Origin of the sequence: Teichococcus deserti (assembly GCF_001982615.1) — a bacterium.
In the GTDB taxonomy this organism is placed as follows: Bacteria; Pseudomonadota; Alphaproteobacteria; order Acetobacterales; family Acetobacteraceae; genus Pseudoroseomonas; species Pseudoroseomonas deserti.
The window spans coordinates 1-23,325 of sequence record NZ_MLCO01000209.1; the positions used below are offsets into that span (position 1 = coordinate 1).

The following is a 23,325-nucleotide window of genomic DNA, read 5'->3' on the forward strand; positions in this document are numbered from 1 at the left end:
GGCGGCGCAGCCGGCGGGCGGAGGCGGCATCGGCCGTGGCGCTGCGCAGCGCGCGCGCCAGCAGACCCTCCAGCAGGCCGGATTGCCGGGCGAAGCGCCAGGAATCGGCGCCGGCGGCCGGACAGGGCACGGCGCGGCAATCGCCGCAGGCCTCGATCAGCGCGGCCTGGCGGCGGTCCTCGGCGATCAGCGGGTCGAAGAACAGCAGGACGCGGCCCTGCAGCTCCTCGGGCTTCACGCGGACACCGCGATGCAGCCAGGCCTGGTAGTGGCGGCGCAGCTGGCGGCCCTGCAGCCCGCCCAGCATCTCGGGATCCATGGAATAAGGGGCGGAGAAGGCCAGCGTCAGGTCGGCGCGCAGCGCGGCCGCATGGCGCAGCGCCGCATGGCCGCCCATGCCGGCGCCCAGCAGCACGACGCGGCGGTGCTGCGCCGCCAGGCTGCGCAGCGCAGGCAGCAGCTGCGCCATCTCCTCTGCGCGGTACCAGCAGCCGCGATAGTCGACCAGCGTCACCAGGCTGGCGCCGAAGCCGGCCAGGAAGTCCTCGTCCCAGGGGCCGCGGCGGGCGCCGAGCGGGGCAAAGGCGATCAGCAGCACGCCCTCGCCGTCCGGCTCGGCGGCCGGGCGGTGGAAGGCGGCGATGCGCCCGGTATCGCCGAGCAGCCTCGGCTTGGGGCGTGAATCGATCAGGCTGGTATCGGCCATCATATCCGGGGCGGCAGGCGGTCGCGGTGATGGACAGGCTATAACGCCAGCGCAACCTTGCCCAGGTACGGATGCCCCTGGAATCCCGGCACAATCTGAAGCGTGGCCTTTGTGACACAGGCCAAAAAAAGGGGAGAGCCAAAGGCCCTCCCCCTCGAAAGTCTGGCGCGGCGGGTGACCCCGCCGGCTCCGGTCAGCGCGAGTAGAACTCGACGACCAGGTTCGGTTCCATCTGCACCGGGTAGGGCACGTCCGACAGCTTCGGGGCGCGCAGGAAGCGGCCCTTCATCTGGCGGTGGTCGACCTCGAGATACTCGGGGACCTCGCGCTCTCCGGACTGGGCGGCGTCGAGCACCGCGACCAGCTGCTTCGACTTCTCCTTGACCTCGATGACGTCGTTGTCACGCACCAGGTAGGAGGGGATGTTCACGCGCTTGCCATTGACCGTGATGTGGCCATGGTTGACGAACTGGCGCGAGGCGAACGGGGTGATCGCCAGCTTCAGGCGATAGACCACGGCGTCCAGGCGGCGCTCCAGGATCTCGATCAGGTTCTCGGAGGTGTCGCCCTTGCGGCGCACGGCCTCCTCGTAATACTTGCGGAACTGCTTCTCGCCGATGTTGCCGTAGTAGCCCTTGAGCTTCTGCTTCGCCATCAGCTGCACGCCGAAGTCGGTCGGCTTCTGCTTGCGGCGCTGGCCGTGCTGGCCGGGGCCGTATTCGCGCTTGGCGACCGGGGACTTCGCACGGCCCCACAGGTTCACGCCCAGGCGGCGATTGATCTTGTACTTGCTTTCCGCGCGCTTCGTCATGCGGCGGGCTCCTTCTTATATGACCCGCTCTTCGAACGGTGTCGCTGATGTCCCGGTAGTCCCGAGGCGCTCATGCCAAGGGCGGGACGCAGGACGGGCCTGCATCCGCTTTCCCGGAAGGGAGCGCGCCTTTACCCGCAGCGCCCGGCGCTTGTCAAACCCCCCGCGCTTGTCAAACCCCCAGTGCTTGTCAAACCATCGTCATCCGACCTAGAGCGATTCCCATGGTGACACGCGCGGACATTCTGATCCTGGGACTGACCGCCGGGGTCGGCGGCAGCCTGCTTGGCGGGCTGATGCTGGGCATCGGTCTCGGCCTCGTGGTGAACAACGTCCATGCCGGCTGGGTGCTGGTGCTGCCGGCCGCCCCGGTCAGCGGGCTGCTGGGCTACTGGCTGGCCAGGCGGCTGGCGCGGCAGCTGCCGCCCTGAGCCTGGCCTCGGGCATCGTCGCGGCGCCCTCCCCATGCGCTTTCTCGCCGATCTGACAATGGCATAAGGGCCAGGGTCACGCATTATTGTTTCGCTTCTACAACTTGATCCACAAATGCTTCCTTCTGTCCGGCGGCGCCGCGGGCGCGTCGGATTCCGATCCAGGGGGAGGAAATAAAGACATGGCCAAAGCCCAGTCCTCGTCAGCCTCGACGGCCGATGCAGGCCTTGCCGCACGGAGGCCGTCCTTCGACGACGGCATCACCATCGACGTGGATGCCCAGCTGCGAAAAAAGCACTGGTTCGACATCACCATCCCGGTCATCCGCATCGATGCCGACCGCACCGAGGGCTTCGACATCGATCCCGCCGCCCAATTCGCCTGGGGGCAGAACAAGCAGGTGACCGGCTTCTTCGGCGACCTGCTCTCGACCGCCCTGGGCGGCAAGAACGGCGGCGATGTCGGCCGCTTCGAGGACCACTACGCGCTGGGCAGCAAGGAGATCATCGTCCGCGTCGGCGACGACGTCTTCGTCTATGCGCCCGGCAACACCCGCAACATCAATGTGAGCGCGCGCGACGACGTCTTCGTCTATGCGCCGGACAACAAGGGCAAGATCACCGCCCATGGCGACGACGTCTTCATCTTCGCCCCCGACAACGAATCCGGGCTGGAGGCCTTCGCCCGCTCCGTCGCCGATGCCACGGCCAAGGCCAAGGGCGCCGCGCCGCTGGGGATCGGCCTCACCGGGCTCGCCAAGGCCGGCGCGGAGGCCGACGCCTATACTTTCGTCTATGCGAAAAACAACCATGGGCATATCCATGCCGGGGCTGATGCCGATGCCTCGGCCAAGGCGGAAGCCTCCGTCTCCGCCAATCGCGGCGACGCCAAGGCCGTCGCGGTGGCCGAGGCCAGCGCCGAATCGAAGATCCTGGTCTATGCCCCCGGCGACGGCTCGGTGAGCACCAGCAACGACGCGGACGCCCTGGCGACGGCCAATGCCATGGCGGAAAGCCAGTTCGGCACCGTCCAGGCCCTGAGCGACTCCCTGGCGGTGGCGGCGGCGCAGACCGACGTCATCCAGTACCACGGCGGCTACGACCACTATTTCTTCGCCTGAGCCGCCCGATCGCTTCCGAACCGCCGGCCGGGGGCGACCCGCCCCCGGCCGGGCCCTGCCCCAGCGGCCTGGCACGGCGAAGCGCGTCCAGCAGGGCTGCGCCGCCGGCAGCGGCAGGGACGCACAGCCCCTCTCCCCTCCCCGTGGCCCGGATGTCGGCGAACAGCCGCGCTGCTGCCGCGCAGCTCGGCATCGACCACCAGCCCTAGCAGCGATGCCGCAGGACCGGCGGGCTGGCGATCTCCTCGTCACAGCGCTTCGCCAGGTCGTGGAGGCGCTGCCCGTTCCCGGGATGCAGCCGCTGCCGCAGGGTGAAGGCCGTCACCTCGGACGGCCCGATCACCGGGTCGATGCAGCGCGATCCATCAGCTCCGACAGGGTCTGCCGCGGGCCCTTGCCGATCACCGGCCGCCAGCTCGGTGGCGATGCGGCTCTCCGGCGCTCTCCATCCCGCCGGCGATCCGGCCCGGCATGCCGCTATCGGCAAGCCGGTCGGGGTGGCGGGTGCGGCAGAGGCGCCCTGGCCGGGCGCCTCTGCGAAAAACCGTCGGAGGGATAGGCCTGTGCCGGCAGCGTCACCGCGCGGCCAGGCTGGAGGGGGCAATCTCCGGCGCCGGGTGGGCGCGGCGCACGGCGGCCATGGCGCTCTGCCGTTCCGCGGCCACGCATTCCGCGAAAAGCACCCGGATGGCGGCGGGCGTGCTCTCGCAGCCGGCCGGGCTGCCATCGGCGCGGCCCAGCACCGCCGGCGGCGGCGAGTCACTGGCCTCGGGCACGCGGGCGGGCGGCAGCAGGGCCGGGCGCGGGGCCTGCGGCGCGCGGACCGGCAGGGCGCGCGGACGCGGCGCCGGCCGGGGCGGGGCCGCCGCCGGCTCGGCGGGGGCGCCGCTGCATTCCGGGTAGCTGGCGGTGCTCAGGCCGGGCATCTCGCAGAAGGCGGGGCGCGGCGGCGCCAGGCCAGCGCCGCGGAAGCCGCCGGCGGCCGGGTTGCCGCTGGCCGGGTTGCCGTTGACCGGCGGCGCGGCCTGGGCGGGCGGCACCGGCGGCAGGGCGTTGGGCGGCAGGCCGGCCGAGGGCACCGGCATCAGCTGCGCGGCGGTGGCGGTCTCCGGGTTGACGCCCTGGGTCAGCGCGATCGGCTGGCCGCCGTCGCGGATGCAGGGGCGGCCGATGCGGATGGCGGCAAGGCGGAAGGCCTCGACATTGCACATGATCTCGCGCGCCAGCGCCTCGTCCTTCAGGGCGGAGACGGTGAGCGCGACGTTGTTGCGCAGCTGGCATTCCTCGTCGATTGTGCTGAAGGCTCCGCCGATGCCGAAGAGCGGCATGGTGGCGCCCAGCGAGACGCCGGTGGCGCAGGGGTTCAGCCCGTAGATGTTGCCGAGGCCCAGCGCGGGCGCCTGGTGGTGGTTGCGCGGCAGGCCGTAATTGTAGATGTCGTTGCGGTAGTAGCTTTCCGTCCGCTGCACGTTCTCCTGCGCGCGGGCCGGTGGGGAAGCGAGGGTGGCGATCGCCACCCCCACCCCGAGGAAAACGCAGAAGCGTCGGATCATGCGGTTCATGGCGAGGTCTCCTGCGTTTTCCGGTCGATCGGGCTTAGTTCCAGCCGCCGTAGCGGGTGGCCTTGGCCGTGGCGCCGCCGCTGGAGGTGCTGCCGACATAGCCGTTGGAGGTCGCGCCCACGGCCTTGGTGCTGTTGTAGCTGCCCGTCCAGGCCGAGCCGCAGCCACCGCAGGTGCTGGCACCGGCGCCCTGCACCGACACGCCCGAGGTCGCGCCGATGGCGAAGCCGTGCTTGCCGCTCTCGATCGAGGAGGAGGTGGAGCCGCCCGAGGAGGCAGTGGCGGAGGACCCGCCCGCGAGAGCGGGCCCGCTCAGGGCGACGGCGGCAAAGGTGGCCAGGAGGATCTTGCGCATGGTACGTTTCCTTCGTCGTGGTTGTCGCCTGGCGTCTGCCAGGCGAGGCCGTGATGGGGCTCGCGCCCCGGCGTAGGCGACTGGCCGTCACCGTGTGACAGCGCTTGGCGGTCAGTCGCCGACCTGGTGCCGCGGCACGGCGGGCGCCGCGCGCGGGAAGCTTTCCGGCCCTTCGGCATGGGCGCGCCCGGCGCGACCCACCATGCCCGGGACCTCAGAACTTGGCCGCCACTCCCGCCGTGCTGGCAGCAGCGCTGGCCGCGGCGTTGGCCGTTGCGCTGACGGGGGCGGTGGAAGAGGCGGCGCGGCTTGCCGCAACCCGCAGCAGCACGACCTTGCCGGAGGGCGCGTCGACGATGCACGCCTCGGCCCGGGCCTGGCCCTGCGATGTTGCGGAATGAGGCCGTGGACCGGCGCTGCCGGTCAGGCTCGAGCTGGCAGCCGTCAGGCTGGCGGCGCTGGCCGCCGCCGCGACAAGGCGGAGCGTCATCCTGATCCTCCCCCGGCCCTGCTGCCGCCCGACGCGCCGCCGGCCGGGGCCGGGGCTGCATGGCAGGCGCAGGACGCCTTCTTCTTCTGTTCAGCCACGTCGTGTCGGCACGTCGTTCACGGCCGCCATCGTCAGGCGATGGCGGAAAGGCTGCGGCAGCCGCTCAGCCGAAGCCGAAGAAGCTGTCGGCCAGTCCCAGCGGCGGGACGGCATGCGGCGCCGCGTCGGCGACGGGTTCCTCCGCGGCGGGGATGAGGATGGCGCCCGGCTCGGTGGCGGGGGGCAGAGGATCCGGCAGGAGCACGACCTCGCCACCGCCCGCCTCGCCCTGCACCGGGGCGCCAGGGCCTTCGCCAGCCTCGGGCCGCTCGCCGATCGAGGCGCTGCTATGGGTGAAGACAAAGCTTTCGCCATCCGAAGATGCCGAAGCCCGCGCTTCTGCCTGGACGACCTGCCCTGGCCGGCCGCCACTGACGGAACTGCTGCTGCTGACGGTTTTCATGAATATTTTCCCCCGGTTTTCATTTCCGTCTCGTATCCATATTATTAAGCATCGAATCACTTACTGGTGGTTACACAGTTTGGTGATTTTTATTACCTGTCTGTAATGGAAATTACTGCGTAAATTCTGCAGAGGAGCAAGAGCATGGCGCCGGGTACTGGAATTCGCATCGCGATGCTGGTGGTCCTTCCCACCCTCGGCCTGCCGGATGCCGCCGCCGCGGCGACGACAACCGGCTGCGGCGGCAGGACCAGCCAGGGGCGGTCCTTCTGCAGCGTCTCCTGTGGGGGCGAGACACGGCAGCAGAGCTGCGGCGACGGCCAGGTCTGCGAATGCCGCTGCGGCCCGTCCCGGCCGCAATGCCGCTGCCGGCCGATCGGCGCCGGCGCGCTGCAGGAGGGACGGCGCGAGGGCGCGCGGTCCGCCGGAGGAAGCGGGCAGCAGGCTCTGGAACGAAAAACCCCGCCGGCGCTGCAGGCGCCGGCGGGGCTCAGGATGTCGCCCTGAGGGGGCCTTGCCGTCAGGCCGCGACCTGCAGCCCCTCGGCCTGGCGGCGGACCATGTCCTGGTAGGGACCCGGGCGGCGCATGAGCAGCTCGGGCGCGCCATCCTGGATCACCTGGCCGCCTTCCATGACGACGATGCGGTCGAAGTTGGTCAGTGTCGCCAGGCGGTGGGCCACGGCGATCACCGTGCGGCCCTGCATCAGCCCGTCCAGCGCCTTCTGCACCTCGGCCTCCGACTCCGAGTCGAGGGCCGAGGTCGCCTCGTCCAGCAGCAGGATCGGCGCGTTCTTCAGCAGGGCGCGGGCGATCGCCAGGCGCTGGCGCTGGCCGCCGGACAGCTTGGCGCCGCGGTCGCCGACGATGGTCTCGAAGCCCTCGGGCAGCGCCTCGATGAACTCGCGGCAGCGGGCGGCCTCGGCGGCGGCCAGCACTTCCTCGTCGGTCGCGTCGGGGCGGGCGTAGCGGATGTTCTCCAGCACGGTGCGATGGAACAGCGCCACGTCCTGCGGCACCACGGCGATGGTGTCGGCCAGGCTCTCGCGGGTCGCTTCCGCGATGTCCTGGCCGTCGATGGTCACCGCGCCCCCCTGCGGCGCCGCATGGCGCTGCAGCAGGGTCAGCAGCGTCGACTTGCCGGCGCCCGAGCGGCCGACCACGCCGACCTTCTGGCCGGGCTGGATGTCGAGCTCCAGGCCGCGCAGCACGGGGGCCGCGTCCTCGGGGGCCGAGGGATAGCGGAAGGTGATGTTCTGGAAGACCACATGGCCGCCCTTGGGGGCCAGGGCATGGGCGTTCTCGGCATCCGGCAGGTCATGCGGCACCAGCAGGGCCACCAGCGCCTCGCGCATGCGGGCGATGTACTGGGTCAGGTCGACCAGCGCCATGGCCAGGTCGCGGGAGGCGTGCAGGATGGTGAAGCCGAGCGTGCAGACCAGCACGATGTCGCCGGTGGTGGCGCGGCCGAGCTGCCACAGATGCACCACCCAGCCCAGCAGCATGGCGGTCAGCACGGCGGTGGCCACGCCATGCACCAGGCGCAGCTTCTCGAGGTAGCGCAGGCTGGCGCGGCGGGCGCCCGATTCGGCGGCCAGGGCGCCGTCCAGGCGCAGCGCCTCGCGGCCGAAGGCGCCGAAGGCGCGGACCAGGGAGAAATTCTGCACGACATCGACCAGCTGGCCGTCGACGGTGGCGGCGCGGCTGGCGAAGCGGTCATGCAGCCCCTCGCCCTTGCGGCCCAGCCAGGCGACGCCGATGGCCAGCGTCGCCGCGGCCAGCACCAGGCAGCCCGCCATCAGCGGGTCGACGCTGGCCAGGAAGCCGATGGCCAGCACCACGGCGACCGCCGGCGGCACGGTGTGCCAAGTGAAGTTCTGCAGCACGGTGAAGCCGGCGGTGCCGGTCGCGCTGATCCGGCTGGCCAGCGTCCCGGCCGAGCGGTTAGCGAAGAAGCCAGGCGAATGGCCGGACAGGTGGCGGAACAGCTCGGCGCGCATGTTCGCCGTCACCTTGGGGAAGCGGTCGGCCGCGATCCAGCCGCCGACGCGCCACAGCAGGTTATCGGCGGCGATGATGCCGGCCAGGATGGCGAAGGCGGTCCAGACCGCCGCCATGCTGGCCGAGCCCGGCCCGCCCGACAGCGTGTCGATCAGGTGCTTCACCGCGTAGTTGGAGCCGACGGAGCAGCCGACCGCGCCGAGCACCGCCAGCATCACCGCCGCATGGCCACCGGCCCAGGGACGGATGTGACGGAACAGGAAGCCGACCGGGCGCCGGGCGAGGCGCAGCAGATCAGTCGAGTCGTCGCGCATCGGGGGGTCGCTCCTTCGTCTCTGGCGCACATGCTCGTGAGGGCATGCTGCAGCCGCGTTCATGCAGAGAGAACACCCGCATCAAGACGAAAACGTGGCGAAGTTTGCCTGAACCCTACCTCAATCCGCTGCGAGTGTTCGCTCAGTGGCAAGCCCCAGCGGCAAGCCATCTTGGCAAACCCAGAGGGCTGCCGCCGGCCGCACAGGCCGGGGCAATTACCCAGGAGATCCGACCCGATGCGTATCGCGCAGATCGCTCCCCTGACCGAAGCCGTGCCCCCGAAGCTCTATGGCGGCACCGAGCGAATCGTCTCCTACATCACCGAGGAGCTGGTCGAGATGGGCCATGAGGTGACGCTGTTCGCCTCCGGCGACTCGATCACCAAGGCGACGCTGGCCGCCGGCAGCCAGAAGGCGCTGCGGCTCGACCCCTCGGTGCGTGACGCCAACGCGCCGCTGGCGGTCATGCTGGAGCAGGTCTATCGCCGCCGGCACGAATTCGACCTGCTGCACTTCCACCTGGACTACCTGCCCTTCTCGCTGTTCTCGCGGCAGAGCGTGCCCTTCGTGACCACGCTGCACGGCCGCCTCGACCTGCCGGAGCTGCAGCCGGTCTTCGACACCTTCACCCAGGCGCCGGTGGTGTCGATCTCGAACGACCAGCGCCGGCCGCTGCCGCAGGCGAACTGGGCGGGCAACATCTATCACGGCCTGCCGGAGAAGCTCCTGACGCCGCGGGCCGACGTGACCCCGGGCTACCTCGCCTTCCTCGGCCGCATCGCGCCCGAGAAGCGCTGCGACCGGGCGATCGAGATCGCCATCGCCACCAACACGCCGCTGAAGATCGCGGCCAAGGTGGACCGCGTCGACGTCGACTACTTCGAGACCAAGATCAAGCCGATGCTGGCGCATCCGCTGATCGAGTTCATCGGCGAGATCGACGAGACCCAGAAGCCGGGCTTCCTGTCGGGCGCCATCGGCCTGGTCACCCCGATCGACTGGCCGGAGCCTTTCGGCCTGGTGATGATCGAGGCCATGGCCTGCGGCACGCCGGTCATCGCCTTCCGCCACGGCTCGGTGCCCGAGGTGATCGACGAGGGCGTCACCGGCTTCGCGGTGGAGAGCATGGCCGAAGCCATCGCCGCCGTGCCGCGGCTGAAGACCCTGTCCCGCGACGCCGTCCGCGCCCGCTTCGAGCAGCGCTTCACCGCGCGGCGGATGGCCGAGGATTACGTCGCGCTCTATGAGCGGCTGTCGAACCCGGCGCTGAAGCTGGCGGCGGAGTAAGACAAAGGGGGCCGGGTCCTGAAGGATCCGGCCTTTTTTAGGCATCTTCTTTTTCTGAAGAAAAAGAAGCAAAAAGACTTCTATCAGTTTGGCGTCCCACTTCAGGCCATCAGCGGGACAATAAATTAATAAAAATTTTTTGGTTCTTTTTTTATAAAAAAGAACATCTTCCCTTATCTGCTTAAAACCACCCAAGCCATTCCCTCTGCCGAGGCCTTGGCGCTCGACTTCTGCTGCGCCACTTCCGCCAGCAGCTGATCCGGCGCGCAGCCCGGCCGCCCGGCCGGGATTTCCAGCACCGCCGCCGAGCAGCGCAGCAGCGGGAAGTCGCGCAGCCGCCCGTCGCGGTCCTTGCCCGGCACCAGCCCCGCGGCGCGCTCGGCGGGCGTGTAGAAATTCACCACCGAGGCCGCGAAGTCGCCCAGCAGGCTGGACAGCCGCGCCCGCAGCTCGGCCGGCGCCGGGCCGGAGACGCCGGCGAAGAAGTCGTCGCCGCCGATATGGCCGATGAAGACGCCCTCGCCTTCCGGGAAATGCCGGCGCAGCGCCTCCGCGAAGAGGGTGATGGCGCGGTCGCCGTTGAGGAAGCCGTAGCGGTCGTTGAACGGCTTGAAGTGGTCGAAGTCGAAATAGCAGAGGTAGCGCGCCGCCTCCGACCGCACCGAGGCGGCGGCGGCATGGGCGGCCACCGACAGGTTGCCGGGCAGCCGGGTCAGCGGGTTCTGGTCCAGCGCCAGGCGCAGCCGCTTCTCGTGCAGCAGCCCGACCAGGGCCGAGGCCGAGATCAGCCCGACATAGCGCCCGCCATCCTGCAGCAGGATGCCCTCGCAGCCCGGAGGCGCGCCGGCATAGACCTGCAGCAGCGTGTCGGCATCGGCATGGATGCTGGCCACCGGGCAGGGCACCAGGAAGGGCTCCAGCGCGCTGACCACGTTGCGGTTGCTCAGCAGGTCGCGGCCGAAGCGGCCATAGATGAAGGGGCGAAGGTCGCGCTCGCGGATGACGCCCTGCGGCGCACCGGTGGCGTCGACCACCGGGATGACCGAGCGGTCGGGCTCGCGGCGCAGGATCTCGAAGGCGCGCTCGACATGGTCGGTGCGGACCAGCGCCGGCAGCCGCTCGACCGCGGCCAGCAGCAGCTCGCTGTCGCCGGCCTGGGCGCGGCGGCGGTGCTCCTCCACGGTCGCCTGCATCAGCCCGGCATAGGCGGCGCGGATGGTGGCCGGGTCGGTGTCGGGACGGGCGACGTAATAGCCCTGGATCAGCTCGCACCCCAGCGCGCGGGCGGCCAGGAAATCGTCCTCGGTCTCGACGCCCTCGGCCACCACGCGCAGGCCCAGCATGCGGGCCAGGCCGGCGACATGGCTGACGAAGACCCGCCGGCGGCTGTCGCGCGCCAGGCCGGAGACCAGGAAGCGGTCGATCTTCACGTAGTCGACGCCGCCCTCGAAGAGCAGCCGCGTCTCTGCCCGGCCGCGGCCGAAGTCGTCGGCGGCAAAGCGGATGCCCTGGGCGCGGCAGGCGGCGCGGAGCGCCGCGAAGCCGGGCAGCGCCGGGGCGTCCAGCCGCTCCGACAGTTCGACGCAGAGGCAGGAGCCGGGCAGGCCGGCCGCCTGCAGCGCGGCGGCCAGGCCGGCGATCAGGCCGCCCGCCTCCGGCCCTGCCATGGCGCGGCCGTCGAGATTGAGGAACAGGCGGCGCCGGCCGGCATCGGGGATGGCGACGAAGGCGGCGACGGCCTTCTGGTGCAGCAGCCGCTCCATCGCCGGCAGCACGCCCTCCAGCGCGGCATGGTCCAGCAGGGCGCAGGGCGAGGCGAAGCCGAGCGCATCGTAGCCGCGCATCAGCGCCTCGACGCCGTAGAGGCTGCCGGTGTGGCTGTCGACGATCGGCTGCAGCGCGCAGTGCAATGCCTGCCCTGCCTGCCGCAGCAGCGCCTCGCCGGCCGCCGGGAAGGGCGGCGCCGCCCCGCCCGACGCCAGGCTGGGCGCGGGGCCGAGCGCCGTGCCGAACTGGGCCGGCGGCAGGAGGAGGGTATGCGGCAGAGGGCACCTTTGGGGCGGAGGGCAGCAGACTGGCTAGGCCCAGGGTGTTGCCGGCCGGTTAACCTATTGATGAAGCATTTGTGTCGGCCCGGATCCCTTCGCCAAGCGCGGCCCGCGCCGCGGCGATGGCGCCGTCGATGGCGGCGCGGGCCTGCGGGCTGTTGCGCCAGCAGGTCGCGCCCAAGCGGGCGGCGATCAGGGCGTTGACGGCGGCGGGCTCCTGCCGCGCCAGCAGGGCCAGGCTGTCGAGGCCGGCCTGCTCCAGCCGGGCGAGAACGGTGGGGCCGACGCCCTTCACCGCCAGCAGCCTGGCGCGCGCCTCGGGGTCGAACGGCATCGCTCTCGCATCCCTTCCGCTTTGATTCCGACCGCCGCTTGCCCTATGTGCTTCGGCGCGGCGGGCCTTGTCCTCCTCCGCCCCCGTTTGCCGCCGGAAGCTCATGACCAATACCCCGCTGTCCCGTATCCGCAACTTCTCGATCATCGCGCATATCGACCATGGCAAGTCGACGCTGGCCGACCGGCTGATCCAGGCCACCGGCGCCATCGCGCTGCGTGACATGAAGGAGCAGATGCTCGACAGCATGGAGCTCGAGCAGGAGCGCGGCATCACCATCAAGGCGGCCTCCGTCCGCCTGGACTACAAGGCGAAGGACGGCCAGGACTACGTCCTGAACCTGATGGACACGCCGGGCCATGTCGACTTCGCCTATGAGGTCAGCCGCAGCCTGGCCGCCTGCGAGGGGTCGCTGCTGGTGGTCGACGCCTCCCAGGGCGTCGAGGCGCAGACCCTGGCCAATGTCTACCAGGCGATCGACGCGCATCACGAGATCGTCCCGGTCCTGAACAAGATCGACCTGCCGGCCGCCGAGCCGGAGCGGGTCAAGCAGCAGATCGAGGACGTCATCGGCCTCGACGCCTCGGACGCGGTGGAGATCAGCGCCAAGTCCGGCCTGAACATCGAGGGCGTGCTGGAGGCGATCGTCACCCGCCTGCCCGCCCCGCAGGGCGACCCGAACGCGCCGCTGAAGGCGCTGCTGGTCGACAGCTGGTACGACCCCTACCTCGGCGTGATCATCCTGATCCGGGTGAAGGACGGCTCGATCCGCAAGGGCCAGAAGATCCGCTTCATGGCCGAGGGCACCACCCAGACGGTCGACAGCGTCGGCGTCTTCCGCCCGAAGATGGTGCCGGTCGACTACCTGGGCCCGGGCGAGATGGGCTATCTCAACGCCGCCATCAAGACGGTCGCCGAGACCAATGTCGGCGACACCATCACCGACGACCGCAACCCCGCGGCCGAGCCGCTGGCGGGCTTCAAGCCGTCCATCCCGGTGGTCTGGTGCGGCCTCTACCCGGTCGATGCGGATGATTTCGAGAAGCTGCGCGAATCGCTGGGCAAGCTGCGGCTGAACGACGCCTCCTTCCATTTCGAGGCGGAGAGCTCGGCGGCGCTGGGCTTCGGCTTCCGCTGCGGCTTCCTGGGCCTGCTGCATCTGGAGATCATCCAGGAGCGGCTGAGCCGTGAGTTCGACCTCGACCTGATCGCGACGGCGCCGTCCGTCGTCTACAAGCTGACCGACAACAAGGGCGTCACCGCCGACCTGCACAACCCGGCCGACATGCCGGACCCGACGCTGATCGACAGCATCCAGGAGCCCTGGATCAAGGCGACCATCATGGTGCCGGACGAGCATCTGGGCTCGATCCTGACGCTCTGCTCGGAGCGGCGCGGCCAGCAGGTCGAGCTGACCTATGTCGGCAACCGCGCCATGGCGGTCTATCGCCTGCCGCTGAACGAGGTGGTCTTCGACTTCTACGACCGCCTGAAGAGCGTCAGCCGCGGCTACGCCTCCTTCGACTACCAGATGGACGGCTATGACGAGGGCGACCTGGTCAAGATTTCCATCCTGGTGAACAACGAGCCGGTCGATGCGCTGTCCTTCATGGCGCATCGCAGCCAGGCCGAGCGCCGCGGCCGCAGCATCTGCGAGAAGCTGAAGGAGCTGATTCCCCGGCAGCTGTTCAAGATCCCCATCCAGGCGGCGATCGGCGGCCGGGTGATCGCGCGCGAGACCATTTCCGCCATGTCGAAGGACGTCACCGCCAAGTGCTATGGCGGCGACATCAGCAGAAAGAGAAAACTCCTCGACAAGCAGAAGGAGGGCAAGAAGCGCATGCGGCAGTTCGGCAAGGTCGAGATCCCGCAGAGCGCCTTCATCGCCGCCCTCAAGATGGACAGCTGAGTGGCGAAGGCCGCCCTCCTCGGTCCCGACATCCTGCTGGCGCTGGCGGTTTTCTACTGGCCGGGCGCCCTGCTGGTGCTGCTGACGCTGGCGGTGATCGGCCTGCCCTGGCGCCGCACCCTGCCCGGCCGGCTGGCGCTGGCCACCGGCCTGGGCGGCACCTTCCTCCTCGCCGCGCTGGTGATCGACCTGTCGCGCTGAGGCGCTGTCCTGGCCGATCGTTGCCCGACCAAAAAAAGCCGCGCGTCGCGGTTGACGCGCCCCCCCGGGACTCCGCCAGATAGCGGAATAATTAAATTCCCGGGAGAATCGGTCGAGATGTTGCGACGCAGCCTGATGGCCCTGCTGGCCGCCGCCTTCCTGGCGCCCGCCGCCGCCACGAAGACCGCGCATGCGCAGGGCGCCGCCTTCCCGCAGCGGACCATCAATATCATCGTGCCCTTCGCCGCCGGCGGCCCGACCGACACGGTGACCCGCCTGGTGGCCGAGGTGATGGGCCGCGACCTGGGCCAGACCGTGGTGGTGGAGAATGTCGGCGGCGCCGGCGGCACGCTGGGCGCGGCCCGCGTCGCCCAGGCCCGCCCCGATGGCTACACCCTGCTGCTGCACCATATCGGCATGGGCACCACGCCGACCCTGTACCGCCGCCTGTCCTACGACCCGGTGGGCGGCTTCGAGACCATCGGCCTGGTCACCGCGGTGCCGATGACCATCATCGGCCGCAAGGACATCCAGGCGAACAACCTGGCCGAGCTGGTGGCCCTGGTCCGCCGCGACCAGGTCAAGATCAACTACGCCAATGCCGGCATCGGCGCGGCCAGCCATCTCTGCGGCCTGCTGCTGCAGAAGGCGATCGACGCGCCGATGACCACCGTGCCCTATCGCGGCACCGGCCCGGCCATGACCGACCTGATCGCCGGCACCGTCGACCTGATGTGCGACCAGACCACCAACACCACCAGCCATATCCGCGCCGGCGCGGTGCGCGCCTTCGCCGTCACCACGGCGCAGCGCCTGCCCTCGCTGCCCGAACTGCCGACGGCGGCCGAGGCCGGGCTGCCGGGGATGGAGGTGACGGTGTGGCACGGCCTCTACTCGCCGAAGGGCACGCCAGCCGAGATCAACACCCGCCTGTCCCGCGCGCTGCAGGTGGCGCTGCGCGACGAGCGGCTGATCCAGCGCTTCGCCGATCTCGGCACCGCGCCGGTCGCGCAGAACGAGGCGACGCCCGAGGCGCACCGCGCCTTCTGGCAGGCCGACATCGCCAAGTGGCGCCCGGTGATCCAGGCCGCCGGCCAATACGCCGACTGAGCCCTGATCGCCTGATGCCGCCGCCGGCGCATCTTGTGCTGGCGGCGCGGCGCGCACCCCCTTGTGCGCGCCGTGGCAAACGCGCATGGAGGGCCATGCTCCTCGCGTTCCGCCCGCTGCACGGGAAGGCATGACCGGCCGGGCGCCGCCGCGGAGCCCGACGGTCCGCCTGCATCTGATGATGCTGGCCCTGGCCGCGCTGCTGCCGGCCTGGGGCCTGGGCTTCCATGTCGCCGGCCAGGTGGCCGATGCCGAGCGCGCGCGGCTGGTCGCCCAGGCGCGCGAGACGGTGCAGGACCTGGCCTTCAGCCTGGAGCGCGAGATCCTCAACATGCGCGGCGAGCTGGCGGCGCTGGCCGCCTCGCCGGCGCTGCGCGAGCGCGACCTGGCCACCTTCTTCGCCGAGGCCCGCGCCCTGCCGCTGCAGCGCGACGCCCAGCTGCGCCTGACCGACCGCCAGGGCACGCTGCTGGCCGATACCGGCCAGCCCTTCCCGCCGCCCGAGGGCCATGGCGCCATGCGCCAGCCGCCGCACGCCCCCGGCATCTCCAACCTGATCCCCTCGGCCAATCCGGCGCGGCCCTTCCGCATCGACCTGACCCAGGAAGTGCGCAGCCCGCCGCAGGGCGATGGCGGCAACGGCACCGCCGCCCCGGCGCTGCTGCTGACCGCCAGCACCGATCCCGCGCGCCTCTGGGCCGCGCATCTGAAGCGCGCCAACCTGCCGGAGACCTGGATCGCCGCGCTGTATGACGGTGACGGCCGCCAGGTCACCCGCATGCCGCCGCGCCCCGAGCTGGTCGGCGCGCTGCGCCCCGAGGACGGCGCCGTCGCCCAGGCGATGAGCAGCAGCGCGCTGCGCGGCTGGGCGCGCAACCAGTCGGCCGACGAGGAGCCGCTCTACACCGTCTGGCAGCGTGTCGGCGGCACGCCCTGGATGGTGCTGGTGGCGATGCCGGCCGACATGCTGGATGGCGCGCTGTGGCGGGCGCTGGCGCCGGTGCTGGTGGCCGGCGCCCTGCTGCTGGCCGGCTTCACCGCCATGCTGGCCTTCTGGACCGACCGCCGCATCGCCGTGCCGCTGGCCCGCCTCGGCCGCATGGCCCAGGCCTTCGGCACCGGCGCCGCCCTGCCCGGCTTCCCCGCCACCCGGCTGCGCGAGATCGACGCCGCCGCCGAGGCGCTGCAGGCCGCGGGCCAGGAGCGCGAGCGGCTGGAGGCCGAGCGCATCGCGCTCACCGCCCGGCTGCAGACCGTGCTGGAAAGCACCACCGACTGCGTGCTGGTGCTCGATGGCGGCGGGCTGCTGCGCTACCTGAACGGCCGGGCCGCGCTGCTGGCCGGCGGGCAGCAGGGCATCGGCCGGCCGCTGGCCGAGACCTTCCCCGGCTGGGATGCCGGCCCCTTCGGCGCCGCCTGCCAGGCTGCCGCCCGCCAGGGCCTGTCGCAGAGCGTCACCGCCTTCCACCCGGCGCTGGGCCGCTGGATCTCGGCCGATGTCTACCCCTCCAGCGAGGGCATCACCCTGTTCTTCCGCGACGTCAGCGACGAGCGCGCGGCGCAGGTGGCCTTGCGCGAGTCGGAGGCGCGGCTGAAGGCGGTGCTGGACAATGTCTCGGTCGGCGTGCTGCTGGCCGAGGCGCCCAGCGGCCGGCTGCTGCTTGGCAACCGGCGCCTGGCCGAGATGCTGCGCGGGCCGATCAGCCTGTCGCGCGGCATCGAGGATTACGGCCAGGACTGGGAGGCCTACCACGCCGATGGCAGCCGGGTCGCCAGCGAGGATTTTCCTCTGAGTCGCGCCTTGCGCGACGGCGTCCCCGCCAGCGGCGAGTACCAGTTCCGCGCCGGCGACGGCAGCTTCATCTGGATCCGCGTCTCCGGCGCGCCGGTGCGCGACGCCCGCGCCCAGGTCACCGGCGCCGTCGTGGCGCTGACCGACATCGACGCCGAGCGCCGCGCCGCCGCGAAGCTGCAGGACAGCGAGCTGCGCTTCCGCATCCTGGCCGAGGCGATCCCGCAGATCGTCTGGTCGGCCACGCCCGACGGCCAGATCGACTACATCAACCCGCGCCTGCAGGACTTCACCGGGCTGACGCCGGCGCGCGCGCCAGGCGCGCTGGGACAGCTGGTGCATCCGGCCGACCAGCGCTCGACCTTTCGCCGCTGGCAGCGTGCGCTGCGCCGGGCCCGGCCCTTCGCCGCCGAGCTGCGGCTGAAGCGCCCCGAGGGCGGCTGGCGCTGGTGCGTGGTCCGCGCCCTGCCTGCCTTCGACCAGGAGCGCCAGGTCACCCGCTGGATCGGCGCGGTGACCGATGTCTCCGAGCTCGCCGAGGCGCGCGAGGCGCTGTCCCGCCAGGTCGCGGCCCAGGCCGCCTCGCGCGAGGCGGCGGTGCAGGCGGCGGCGGCGCTGGCCGCCTCGGAAAGCCGCTTCCGCCGCTTCGCCGAGGCCAGCCCCGACGTGATGTGGATGCGCGACCCGGCCGGCACCCAGCCCGAATTCGTCAGCCCCGCCTTCGAGCGGATCTGGGGCATCGCCCGCGAGCGGCTGGTGGAGAATCCCGGCCTCTGGCTCGAATCGATCCACCCGGCCGATCGTGACCGGGTCGCCGCCGCCTGGGCCCAGGCGGCGCGCGACGGCAATTTCGACGCCGAATACCGCATCCTGCGCCCCGACGGGGTGATGCGCTGGATCCGCGACATCGGCTTCCCGATGCTGGACGCGCAAGGCACCATGGTGCGCCGCGGCGGGCTGGCGCGCGACGTCAGCGCCGCCAAGGCCAGCGAGGCGCGCCAGCTGCTGCTGCTGGGCGAGCTGAACCACCGGGTGAAGAACACCCTGGCGACGGTGCATTCGCTGGCGCTGCAGACGGCGCGCACCGCCGGCAGCGCGGCCGACGCCATGCCGCGCTTCCTGAACGATTTCCAGGCGCGGCTGCTGACTTTGTCGCGCGGACATGATCTGCTGACGGCGCGCACCTGGCGCGGCGCGTCGATGGAGGATATCGCCCGGGCGGCACTGGCGCCCTGGCAGGTGGAAGACGGGCCGGACGGCACGGCAAGGCTGTCGCTGACCGGCCCCTCGGTCTGGCTGGCGCCGCGCCAGGCGCTGGGACTGGCCTTGGCGATGCACGAACTCGCGACCAACGCCACAAAGCACGGGGCTCTTTCCTGCGCGGAAGGGCGGGTGGTGGTAACCTGGCACGGCACGACGGAAGGGCTGGTCAGGCTGGATTGGCGGGAGGAAAACGGCCCGCCGGTCAAAGGAGTGCCGAGCCGGCGCGGCTTCGGCAGCCGGATGCTTGAACGAGGCCTGCCAGCCGAGCTCGGCCCCGGCTCGGCCGTGGAACTGGACTACGCGGCCGATGGCTTCCGGGCGAGCATCCGCTTCCGCCCCGTCAGCGGACCGCAGGTTGAAGAGGAGACCGCATGAGCGGACTGAACGGCCGGCGCATCCTGGTCGTGGAAGATGAGGCGCTGATCGCGATGCTGGTCGAGGACGCCCTGATGGAAGCCGGCGCCACCGTGCTCGGCCCGGCCGCGACGGTGGAAGAAGCCCTGGCGCTGTTCGAGAGCGAACACCCGGAAGCCGCCGTGCTGGATATCAACCTCGCCGGCCAGGCCTCCATCCCGGTCGCCGACCGGCTGGTGCAAAGCTCGATCCCCTTCGTCGTCGCCACCGGCTACGGCGCCGCCGGCCTGCCCGAGCGCCACCGCAACGTGCCGGTGCTCGCCAAGCCCTACGACCCGCGCGACCTCATCGCGGCTCTCGAGAAGATCTGCGGGTAAAGAGAAGGCAGGGTAGGCCAGGGGAATGAATTCCCCTGGACCCCTTCTTTTTTCTGTTCACCGGCCGTTTGACGGCCAGCACCCTGGCCGCGGCCACACCCGGGCAGCACGGCAGGACGCATTTTCATAAAAAAACAGCGCGCCCTCACAAGTCGCGCTGTTGCCGGGCCGGGCCACGTACTGTCTCCACGTGGACACGGCAGTCACCCCAGAAAAAAAGAAGGGGGTCTGGGGGAATTCATTCCCCCAGCCTGCCAAGCCCTTCGCGTCAGGCCGCCTTCAGCACCCGCCCCGCAACCGCGTCGAGCTTCGCCATCAGCGCCGGATCGCGCTTCTCGGGCGCCGTGACGATCGCGTGCTCCAGGGCGCGGTCGCAGCCGGCGGGGCAGGCGCCGCGGGGCTTGCCGAGCATCGGGATCACCGCCTTGACCAGCTGCTTGGCGCGGTCGGCATTGGCCAGCATGACCTTCACCACCGCGTCCACGGTCACCGCGTCATGGCCGGGGTGCCAGCAGTCGAAATCGGTGACCATGGCGACGGTCGCGTAGCAGAGCTCCGCCTCGCGGGCGAGCTTGGCTTCCGGCATGTTGGTCATGCCGATCACGTCGCAGCCCCAGGCGCGGTACAGCTCGGATTCGGCCTTGGTCGAGAATTGCGGCCCTTCCATCACCAGGTAGGTGCCGCCGCGCTTGTAGGGCAGCTCGATCTGGCGGGCGGCTTCCTCCACCGCGTCGCCGAGCCGCGGGCAGACCGGGTGGGCGACCGAGACATGCGCCACGCAGCCGGTCTCGAAGAAGGACTTCTGCCGGGCGAAGGTGCGGTCGATGAACTGGTCGACGATGACGAAGCGGCCCGGCTCCAGGTCGCCGTTCAGCGAGCCGACGGCGGAGAGGGAGAGGATCTCGGTGACGCCGGCGCGCTTCAGCACGTCGATGTTGGCGCGGTAGTTCAGCGCCGAGGGGGGCACGCGGTGGCCGCGGCCATGGCGCGGCAGGAAGACGCAGCGCACGCCGTCGAGGCGGCCGAAGAGCAGCTCGTCCGAGGCCTCGCCCCAGGGGCTCTCCACCCGCTTCCACTGGCGGTCCTCGAGGCCGTCGATGTCATAGAGGCCGGAGCCGCCGATCAGGCCGATGACGGGTTCGAAGGTGTCGCTCATGGATGGGGTTCTCCGGAATGGCAAAGGCCGCCCGGAGGCGGCCCTTGGTAGAGGTCGGCACGCGGGCGGCGTAGTCGCTTCAGTGGACGTCGGCCCAGATCTTCCGCTTCACGGCATAGGTCAGGCCGCCCAGGACGATGAGGAACAGGATGATGCGGATGCCCATGGCACGCCGCGTCTCCAGCTCCGGCTCCGCCGCCCAGGCCAGGAAGGTGGTCACGTCGCGGGCCATCTGGTCGACCGTGGCGCGGGTGCCATCGCCATACTGCACCTGGCCGTCGCTGTTCAACGGCGGCGCCATGGCAATCTGATGACCGGGGAAATACTTGTTGTAGTGCATCCCCTCCATGACGGTGATGCCGGCCGGCGGCGGATCCTCGTAGCCGACCAGCAGCGCATGGATGTAGTTGCCGCCGCCGGGCCGGGCCTTGGCGATCACCGACAGGTCGGGCGGCAGGGCGCCGTTGTTGGCGGCGCGGGCGGCGGCGTCGTTGGCGAAGGGGCGGCGGAAGCGGTCCGAGGCGCGGCCGGGGCGCTCGAACATCTCGCCGTTGTCGTTCGGCCCGTCGGGGATCTGGTAGGAGGCGGCGATGGCGGCGACCTCCGCCTCGGACAGGCCGATGTCGCGCAGGTTGCGGTAGGACAGCAGATGCGCCGCGTGGCAGGCCGAGCAGACTTCCTTGTAGACTTGGAAGCCGCGCTGCAGCGCGCCGCGGTCGAAGGTGCCGAGCATGCGGTCGTGCTGGAAGCGCGCATCCGGGATGGCCACGCTGCCCTCCGCGGCCTGGGCGGCGGGCACGGCGAGACCGAGAGCCAGCGGGCTGAGCGCCAGGGCGGCGGCGAGCGCCGCGCCCTTCAAGCCGTTGAGCATGGCGGCTTTACCAGTCGTCAGCACCCGCATCACGCCTTCTCCATCGGCTTGGCCGCGGCGCCGCCGGGCAGGGGTCCCCCGCCGCGCAGCACGGCGCGGCTGATGCTTTCCGGCAGCGGCAGCGGCCGTTCGATCTTGCCGAGCAGGGGCAGGATCACCAGGAAGTAGGCGAAGTAGTAGGCGGTCGAGAGGCGCGAGATGACGACGTAGAGGCCCTCGGCCGGCTTGCCGCCCGCCCACATCAGGACGAAGAAATTCACCGTCCAGAGCAGGAACAGCCACTTGGCGATCGGGCGGAAGCGCATCGAGCGCACCGGCGAGCGGTCGAGCCAGGGCAGCACGAAGAGCACGGCGATAGCGCCGAACATCATCAGCACGCCGCCCAGCTTGTTCGGGACCGCGCGGAGGATCGCGTAGAAGGGCAGGAAGTACCATTCCGGCACGATATGCGCGGGCGTCGAGAGCGGGTTGGCCGGGATGTAGTTGTCCGGGTGGCCCAGGTAGTTCGGCGTGAAGAAGACCAGGAAGGCGAAGACGATCAGGTAGACGACGATGCCGACGCTGTCCTTGATCGTGTAGTAGGGGTGGAACGGCAGCGTGTCCTGCGGGCCCTTCGGCTCGATGCCGAGCGGGTTGTTGGAACCCGTGATGTGCAGCGCCGCGACGTGGAGGAAGACCACGCCGGTGATCACGAAGGGCAGCAGGTAGTGCAGGCTGAAGAAGCGGTTCAGGGTCGGGTTGTCGACCGAGAAGCCGCCCCAGAGCAGCGTCACGATGCTGTTGCCGACCAGCGGAATGGCCGAGAACAGGTTGGTGATGACGGTCGCGCCCCAGAAGGACATCTGGCCCCAGGGCAGCACGTAGCCCATGAAGGCGGTGGCCATCATCAGCAGGAAGATGACGACGCCGAGGATCCAGAGGAGCTCGCGCGGCTTCTTGTAGGAGCCGTAATACATGCCGCGCCAGACATGGATGAGGACCACGATGAAGAACATCGAGGCGCCGTTCATGTGGACGTAGCGGATCAGCCAGCCGTAGTTCACGTCGCGCATGATGCGCTCGACGCTGTCGAAGGCCAGGCTGGTATGGGCGGTGTAGTTCATCGCCAGGAAGATGCCGGTGGCGATCATGATCATCAGGTTGATCATGGCCAGCGCGCCGAAATTCCAGAAGTAGTTGAAATTCCGCGGAGTCGGGAAGGTCCCGTACTCCTTCTGCATCATGGTGAAGACCGGCATGCGCTGGTCGATCCAGCGCACGACGGGGTTGGTGAAGCTGCTCTCGTGCAGACCGGATGCCATGGGGGTGCGGTCCTCAGCCGATGCGAATCTGGGTGTCGGACGTGAAATTGTATTCCGGCACGGTCAGGTTGGCCGGCGCGGGCCCGCGGCGGATGCGCCCCGAGGTGTCGTAATGGCTGCCGTGGCAGGGGCAGAACCAGCCGCCGAAATCGCCGCGCGCGTCGGTCGGCTTCTGGCCGAGCGGCACGCAGCCCAGATGGGTGCAGACGCCGAGCACGACGAGCCAGGGCTCGCGCTGGACGCGGGCGCTGTCCGGCTGCGGGTCGCGCAGCTCGCCCAGCGGCACGGCCTTGGCCTCGGTGATCTCGGCGCCCGTGCGATGGCGGACGAAGACCGGCTTGCCGCGCCACATGACGGTGACCGCCTGGCCCTCGGCGATATGGCCCAGCGGCACGTCGGTGCTGGCCAGGGCGAGCACGTCCTTGGCCGGGTTCATCGAATGGATGAACGGCCAGACGATGGCGCCCACGCCGACCGCGGCGAAGGAGCCTGCGACCAGTTTCAGGAAGTCACGCTTCGTCCCCTGGTCGGGCCCATGATCGCCACCCCCCTGGGTCTGTCCCAGCTCGGGGGCACTGCTCGGCGCAAGCGTTTCGGCCATGCCTCATCGTCCCTCTTGGCGGCCGCCCCGGTGCCTGGCAGGCAGGCCGGCCGCTAACTCCCTATTGTCCGCCACCGCGGAGACACAGGCCAAGCGCGTTGCCGCGCTGCAATCCATGCGCCGGCGCCATATAAGGGCAGCTTCGACAGGGTGGCAATCGCTGCGCACCCGGCATGGTGACATCTTTCAATCGCCAAGTCCGCGTCGGCCAGGCTTCGCATGATGCGGCGCAGCGCGGCGCGGGGCGCAGCGGCGCTTGCCCCGCCTGCCCCGGCGCGCTAGCGCGGGTCCTCGCCGGGCGCGCCAAGGGGCTGCGCCGCCTTGCCGGGATCCGCGCCATGACCGACCCTTCCGCTCTCGCCCCTGCCCCTGCCCCGTACACACATCTGACGCTGCCGACGATCTTACGCGTGGCCCGCCACCCGGCGG

At 70.5% G+C, this 23,325-nt stretch carries 23 protein-coding genes; 9 read left to right on the plus strand and 14 right to left on the minus strand.

The window, feature by feature from the left end; translation table 11 throughout:
• Both BKE38_RS19910 and rpsD read right to left on the minus strand, forming a co-directional pair.
• On the minus strand, positions 1-706 hold a 706-nt coding region (locus BKE38_RS19910; protein WP_207553617.1), incomplete at its 3' end, for a hypothetical protein.
• Positions 707-899: 193 nt separating this feature from the next.
• Entirely contained in the window at positions 900-1,517 is a 618-nt protein-coding gene (gene rpsD / locus BKE38_RS19915; RefSeq protein WP_076958997.1) for a 30S ribosomal protein S4, read from the minus strand.
• A 224-nt stretch (positions 1,518-1,741) separates the two neighbouring features.
• Here rpsD and BKE38_RS19920 point away from each other — a divergent pair, with 224 nt between their 5' ends.
• Positions 1,742-1,948, plus strand: a complete 207-nt coding sequence (locus BKE38_RS19920; RefSeq protein ID WP_076958998.1) for a hypothetical protein — start codon at positions 1,742-1,744, stop codon at positions 1,946-1,948.
• A gap of 182 nt (positions 1,949-2,130) precedes the next feature.
• Positions 2,131-3,069, plus strand: coding sequence for a hypothetical protein (locus BKE38_RS19925; RefSeq protein WP_076958999.1), 939 nt, complete (start codon positions 2,131-2,133; stop codon positions 3,067-3,069).
• A 205-nt stretch (positions 3,070-3,274) separates the two neighbouring features.
• Here the strand turns inward: BKE38_RS19925 and BKE38_RS32265 are convergent, their stop codons facing one another.
• The 5 genes from BKE38_RS32265 to BKE38_RS19945 form a co-directional block, all read right to left on the minus strand.
• Positions 3,275-3,412, minus strand: coding sequence for a hypothetical protein (locus tag BKE38_RS32265; protein ID WP_165694236.1), 138 nt, complete (start codon positions 3,410-3,412; stop codon positions 3,275-3,277).
• A gap of 232 nt (positions 3,413-3,644) precedes the next feature.
• Positions 3,645-4,631 (minus strand): hypothetical protein, encoded by a 987-nt coding sequence (locus BKE38_RS19930; RefSeq protein ID WP_076959000.1) that lies wholly within the window; start codon positions 4,629-4,631, stop codon positions 3,645-3,647.
• A 34-nt stretch (positions 4,632-4,665) separates the two neighbouring features.
• Positions 4,666-4,986: a hypothetical protein gene (locus BKE38_RS19935; protein WP_076959001.1), complete on the minus strand. Its 321-nt coding sequence runs from the start codon at positions 4,984-4,986 to the stop codon at positions 4,666-4,668.
• Between the two features lie 214 nt (positions 4,987-5,200).
• Positions 5,201-5,476, minus strand: a complete 276-nt coding sequence (locus tag BKE38_RS19940; RefSeq protein WP_076959002.1) for a hypothetical protein — start codon at positions 5,474-5,476, stop codon at positions 5,201-5,203.
• A gap of 163 nt (positions 5,477-5,639) precedes the next feature.
• On the minus strand, positions 5,640-5,978 hold the full coding sequence (locus BKE38_RS19945) for a hypothetical protein (protein ID WP_076959003.1): 339 nt from the start codon (positions 5,976-5,978) through the stop codon (positions 5,640-5,642).
• Between the two features lie 144 nt (positions 5,979-6,122).
• On the opposite strand from BKE38_RS19945, the gene BKE38_RS19950 reads away from it, so the two are divergent.
• A complete protein-coding gene (locus BKE38_RS19950) occupies positions 6,123-6,485 on the plus strand; it encodes a hypothetical protein (protein ID WP_131829663.1) in 363 nt (120 codons plus the stop codon).
• Positions 6,486-6,498: 13 nt separating this feature from the next.
• On the opposite strand, the gene BKE38_RS19955 is transcribed toward BKE38_RS19950, so the two are convergent.
• Positions 6,499-8,292 (minus strand): ABC transporter ATP-binding protein, encoded by a 1,794-nt coding sequence (locus tag BKE38_RS19955; protein ID WP_083747708.1) that lies wholly within the window; start codon positions 8,290-8,292, stop codon positions 6,499-6,501.
• 237 nt (positions 8,293-8,529) lie between these two features.
• Between BKE38_RS19955 and BKE38_RS19960 the strand changes: the two genes are divergently transcribed.
• Positions 8,530-9,579 carry a glycosyltransferase family 4 protein gene (locus BKE38_RS19960; RefSeq protein ID WP_076959006.1) on the plus strand — a complete coding sequence of 350 codons (1,050 nt, stop codon included), beginning with the start codon at positions 8,530-8,532 and terminating at the stop codon, positions 9,577-9,579.
• Positions 9,580-9,752: 173 nt separating this feature from the next.
• Here BKE38_RS19960 and BKE38_RS19965 read toward each other — a convergent pair whose 3' ends face one another.
• Both BKE38_RS19965 and BKE38_RS19970 read right to left on the minus strand, forming a co-directional pair.
• Complete coding sequence (locus BKE38_RS19965; protein WP_083747709.1) at positions 9,753-11,489, minus strand: GGDEF domain-containing protein; 1,737 nt, start codon at positions 11,487-11,489, stop codon at positions 9,753-9,755.
• 193 nt (positions 11,490-11,682) lie between these two features.
• On the minus strand, positions 11,683-11,961 hold the full coding sequence (locus BKE38_RS19970; protein WP_076959008.1) for a Pathogenicity locus: 279 nt from the start codon (positions 11,959-11,961) through the stop codon (positions 11,683-11,685).
• A gap of 103 nt (positions 11,962-12,064) precedes the next feature.
• Between BKE38_RS19970 and lepA the strand changes: the two genes are divergently transcribed.
• The 5 genes from lepA (at position 12,065) to BKE38_RS19995 (ending at position 18,967) form a co-directional block, all read left to right on the plus strand.
• Positions 12,065-13,870, plus strand: coding sequence for a translation elongation factor 4 (gene lepA, locus BKE38_RS19975; RefSeq protein ID WP_076959009.1), 1,806 nt, complete (start codon positions 12,065-12,067; stop codon positions 13,868-13,870).
• Positions 13,871-14,071, plus strand: a complete 201-nt coding sequence (locus tag BKE38_RS19980; protein WP_076959010.1) for a hypothetical protein — start codon at positions 13,871-13,873, stop codon at positions 14,069-14,071.
• A 117-nt stretch (positions 14,072-14,188) separates the two neighbouring features.
• A complete protein-coding gene (locus tag BKE38_RS19985) occupies positions 14,189-15,181 on the plus strand; it encodes a tripartite tricarboxylate transporter substrate-binding protein (protein WP_106409263.1) in 993 nt (330 codons plus the stop codon).
• A gap of 130 nt (positions 15,182-15,311) precedes the next feature.
• On the plus strand, positions 15,312-18,611 hold the full coding sequence (locus BKE38_RS19990) for a PAS domain-containing protein (protein WP_076959011.1): 3,300 nt from the start codon (positions 15,312-15,314) through the stop codon (positions 18,609-18,611).
• Positions 18,608-18,967: a response regulator gene (locus BKE38_RS19995; protein WP_076959012.1), complete on the plus strand. Its 360-nt coding sequence runs from the start codon at positions 18,608-18,610 to the stop codon at positions 18,965-18,967. Before BKE38_RS19990 ends, BKE38_RS19995 begins: the two co-directional genes overlap by 4 nt.
• A gap of 268 nt (positions 18,968-19,235) precedes the next feature.
• Here the strand turns inward: BKE38_RS19995 and BKE38_RS20000 are convergent, their stop codons facing one another.
• The 4 genes from BKE38_RS20000 to petA form a co-directional block, all read right to left on the minus strand.
• Positions 19,236-20,123, minus strand: a complete 888-nt coding sequence (locus tag BKE38_RS20000) for an S-methyl-5'-thioadenosine phosphorylase (RefSeq protein WP_076959013.1) — start codon at positions 20,121-20,123, stop codon at positions 19,236-19,238.
• Between the two features lie 79 nt (positions 20,124-20,202).
• Positions 20,203-21,024, minus strand: a complete 822-nt coding sequence (locus BKE38_RS20005; protein ID WP_242662494.1) for a cytochrome c1 — start codon at positions 21,022-21,024, stop codon at positions 20,203-20,205.
• On the minus strand, positions 21,024-22,295 hold the full coding sequence (locus BKE38_RS20010) for a cytochrome b (protein ID WP_076959015.1): 1,272 nt from the start codon (positions 22,293-22,295) through the stop codon (positions 21,024-21,026). Before BKE38_RS20010 ends, BKE38_RS20005 begins: the two co-directional genes overlap by 1 nt.
• 13 nt (positions 22,296-22,308) lie before the next feature.
• Positions 22,309-22,896 (minus strand): ubiquinol-cytochrome c reductase iron-sulfur subunit, encoded by a 588-nt coding sequence (gene petA, locus BKE38_RS20015; RefSeq protein WP_207553618.1) that lies wholly within the window; start codon positions 22,894-22,896, stop codon positions 22,309-22,311.
• Between the last annotated feature and the right edge of the window lie 429 nt (positions 22,897-23,325).

What these genes read in the sequence shown, in the direction of transcription:
- rpsD (WP_076958997.1), bottom strand. Translation starts at nt 1,517, where the DNA reads ATGACGAAGCGCGCGGAAAGCAAGTACAAGATCAATCGCCGCCTGGGC.
- BKE38_RS19920 (WP_076958998.1), top strand. Translation starts at nt 1,742, where the DNA reads ATGGTGACACGCGCGGACATTCTGATCCTGGGACTGACCGCCGGGGTC.
- BKE38_RS19925 (WP_076958999.1), top strand. Translation starts at nt 2,131, where the DNA reads ATGGCCAAAGCCCAGTCCTCGTCAGCCTCGACGGCCGATGCAGGCCTT.
- BKE38_RS19930 (WP_076959000.1), bottom strand. Translation starts at nt 4,631, where the DNA reads ATGAACCGCATGATCCGACGCTTCTGCGTTTTCCTCGGGGTGGGGGTG.
- BKE38_RS19935 (WP_076959001.1), bottom strand. Translation starts at nt 4,986, where the DNA reads ATGCGCAAGATCCTCCTGGCCACCTTTGCCGCCGTCGCCCTGAGCGGG.
- BKE38_RS19940 (WP_076959002.1), bottom strand. Translation starts at nt 5,476, where the DNA reads ATGACGCTCCGCCTTGTCGCGGCGGCGGCCAGCGCCGCCAGCCTGACG.
- BKE38_RS19945 (WP_076959003.1), bottom strand. Translation starts at nt 5,978, where the DNA reads ATGAAAACCGTCAGCAGCAGCAGTTCCGTCAGTGGCGGCCGGCCAGGG.
- BKE38_RS19950 (WP_131829663.1), top strand. Translation starts at nt 6,123, where the DNA reads ATGGCGCCGGGTACTGGAATTCGCATCGCGATGCTGGTGGTCCTTCCC.
- BKE38_RS19955 (WP_083747708.1), bottom strand. Translation starts at nt 8,292, where the DNA reads ATGCGCGACGACTCGACTGATCTGCTGCGCCTCGCCCGGCGCCCGGTC.
- BKE38_RS19960 (WP_076959006.1), top strand. Translation starts at nt 8,530, where the DNA reads ATGCGTATCGCGCAGATCGCTCCCCTGACCGAAGCCGTGCCCCCGAAG.
- BKE38_RS19970 (WP_076959008.1), bottom strand. Translation starts at nt 11,961, where the DNA reads ATGCCGTTCGACCCCGAGGCGCGCGCCAGGCTGCTGGCGGTGAAGGGC.
- lepA (WP_076959009.1), top strand. Translation starts at nt 12,065, where the DNA reads ATGACCAATACCCCGCTGTCCCGTATCCGCAACTTCTCGATCATCGCG.
- BKE38_RS19985 (WP_106409263.1), top strand. Translation starts at nt 14,189, where the DNA reads ATGTTGCGACGCAGCCTGATGGCCCTGCTGGCCGCCGCCTTCCTGGCG.
- BKE38_RS19990 (WP_076959011.1), top strand. Translation starts at nt 15,312, where the DNA reads ATGACCGGCCGGGCGCCGCCGCGGAGCCCGACGGTCCGCCTGCATCTG.
- BKE38_RS19995 (WP_076959012.1), top strand. Translation starts at nt 18,608, where the DNA reads ATGAGCGGACTGAACGGCCGGCGCATCCTGGTCGTGGAAGATGAGGCG.
- BKE38_RS20000 (WP_076959013.1), bottom strand. Translation starts at nt 20,123, where the DNA reads ATGAGCGACACCTTCGAACCCGTCATCGGCCTGATCGGCGGCTCCGGC.
- BKE38_RS20005 (WP_242662494.1), bottom strand. Translation starts at nt 21,024, where the DNA reads ATGCGGGTGCTGACGACTGGTAAAGCCGCCATGCTCAACGGCTTGAAG.
- BKE38_RS20010 (WP_076959015.1), bottom strand. Translation starts at nt 22,295, where the DNA reads ATGGCATCCGGTCTGCACGAGAGCAGCTTCACCAACCCCGTCGTGCGC.
- petA (WP_207553618.1), bottom strand. Translation starts at nt 22,896, where the DNA reads ATGGCCGAAACGCTTGCGCCGAGCAGTGCCCCCGAGCTGGGACAGACC.